2 protein-coding genes are annotated in these 2129 nt (G+C 71.1%); both read right to left on the reverse strand.

Translation table 11 applies throughout. From position 1 onward, the window contains the following. Window positions 1–62: 62 nt before the first annotated feature. Window positions 63–947: an alpha/beta fold hydrolase gene (locus HMPREF3086_RS08875; RefSeq protein WP_070721415.1), complete on the reverse strand. Its 885-nt coding sequence runs from the start codon at window positions 945–947 to the stop codon at window positions 63–65. 188 nt (window positions 948–1135) lie between these two features. After that, on the reverse strand, window positions 1136–1894 hold the full coding sequence (locus HMPREF3086_RS08880; RefSeq protein WP_244881722.1) for a sulfite exporter TauE/SafE family protein: 759 nt from the start codon (window positions 1892–1894) through the stop codon (window positions 1136–1138). Window positions 1895–2129: the final 235 nt, after the last annotated feature.

A 2129-nucleotide genomic window follows, 5' to 3' on the forward strand; every position in this document is an offset into this window, starting at 1 on the left:
GCCCGGCGGCCGCAGCCGCCGGGCGGTCGCCCGAGCAGACCAAGCGTGCGCGGTCAGTGCAGCTAGCTCCACTTCTCGACGAAGGCCAGGGTGGCCGCGTTGGCGGTCTCGGGGTCCGAGGCGGTGAGGAAGTGCTGGCCGCCCTCGACGATCTGGAGTTCGGCGGAGGGTGAGCCGGTGAAGCGGGCGATGCCGTCCTCGGCGTTGGCCACGGAGTACACGGAGTCGGCGGTGCCCTGCAGCCAGAGGACAGGGCACACCACGTCGCCGAGGCGGGCTTCGAGGCCGTCGCGGTCGCGCAGGTTGACCGAGGCTGTGCGGAGGCGGTGCCGGCCGTCGTCGCCGGTGTAGTTCTGGCGGTACGTGTCCAGCCAGAACTGCTTCTCGGAGTCCGACACGTCGTCCCCGAGGCCGGCGGCCAGGACGCCGAGGACGAACTCGTCGTCGACAAGCCACTCGTCCCCGACGGGGGCGGCGAGGGCGTCGATCGCGGGTGTGCAGAAGCCGGAGCCGTCCCAGCAGCCGCGCTCCATGCTGGCCTGGCTCTCGTAGTCCATGGAGGTGCCCACCACGACGATGCCGCGGATGGCGTCGGGGTCGAGCAGTGCCATGCGGGTGGCGATCCAGCCGCCCTGGGAGGTGCCCAGCGCGAACGCCATGTCGATGTCGAGCGCCTGCATCACCTGGAGTGCGGCGATCGCGCTGTCCCAGTAGGTGAAGTGCCGGTAGCGGGAGCGGGTGGCGCCGTGCCCGTAGGGCTCGATCGCGAGCAGGTTCATGCGGGAGCCGAGCTCGTCGCTGGCGAACTGCGGCCGGTACAGCTCGACTGAGGTGGGGAAGGAGTTGATCATCACCAGGGTGGGCAGGGAGGGGTCGTACTCACGGCCGAACCGGTAGCCGATGGTCGAGCCGCCGAGGTGGGGGACGTCGATGGTCTGGGTGGTCATGGCGCTCCTAGTGAGGGGAACTAAGGGGTTCCTCGACAATAGGAGGATCGCCGCGTGTGTAGTAGACGAATCAGCGAGGCGACCTCTCGCTACCGCTCTCCCGAGGGGGCGCCAACGTCGCGCCAGGGCGGACCCGGCCTACGGAGAGCTATCCGCGACCCCGCCACGCCGACCGACCGGAGGATGGCTCAGCCGATCACGCCCGCCAGTCCCCGCCCGAGCAGGCTGAGCGCGCCGACGGACACCACGACGATCGCCACCTTCCGCCCCACGGCCGCGGGCACCCGCCGCGCGACCAGGCCGCCGATGACGATGCCGACCGGCACCATCGCCACGACCAGCCCGACCACCGCCAGCGGCAGTTCGGACACCGGCGCGGCCCCGAGCCCGACCTTGACCAGGACGGACACCAGGCCCATGGTCCCGAAGATCGGCTGCAGGGTCGCGGCGAACGAGCGTTGCTGCCAGTTGGTGGCCTGCGCGTAGACCAGCATGGCGGGCGCGGCGACGCCCACGGCGGTGTTGAGGAACCCGCCGGCGGTGCCGGCCGCGGCGGCGGGGAGGCGACCGCTCATGGGCGGGATCCGCACCAACGCGGTCGTCAGCAGCGTGCCGATCAGCGCGACGCCGATGATCACCTCGAGCCAGTGGCGGTCCGCGGCGCCGACCAGGAGTGCGCCGGGCACGGAACCCACGACGATCAGGGGAGCGAGGCGGCGGTAGCGGTGCCAGTCGATGTCGTGGCGCAGCGTGATCCCGATGAGCACGGCGGAGACGACGGTCGTAATGTTGGTCAGCAGCACGCCGGTGACGGGCCCGAGCAGCAGCGCGAGCGTCGGCGAGACCACGAGCCCGACCCCCATCCCGCTGACCCGCTGCAGCACGGTCCCGAGGATGACGGCCGACGCCGCCACGAGCAGGAGCAGGGGCGCGACGTCGGCGGGCATGGGGAACAGCATTCCAGGTGCCTCCGGCGGGGCCGCCGGCCGATCGGTGGGCTGGCGCAGCCTGGCACGTCGATGGGGGTCGCCGTGGGTATGTGACGACGACGAGGTTTTAGCCCTCGTGGACAATGGGACGGTAGTCGAGCTGCCGTGGCATCGGCGCGGAGCAACCTCCCTGGGTCGTGACGAATCCACCGAGACGTCGCCGAGCCCGGGTGATTCATGGGAATCTGCGGAT

Origin of the sequence: Dietzia sp. HMSC21D01, assembly GCF_001815995.1 — a bacterium.
Taxonomy (GTDB): domain Bacteria; phylum Actinomycetota; class Actinomycetes; order Mycobacteriales; family Mycobacteriaceae; genus Dietzia; species Dietzia cinnamea.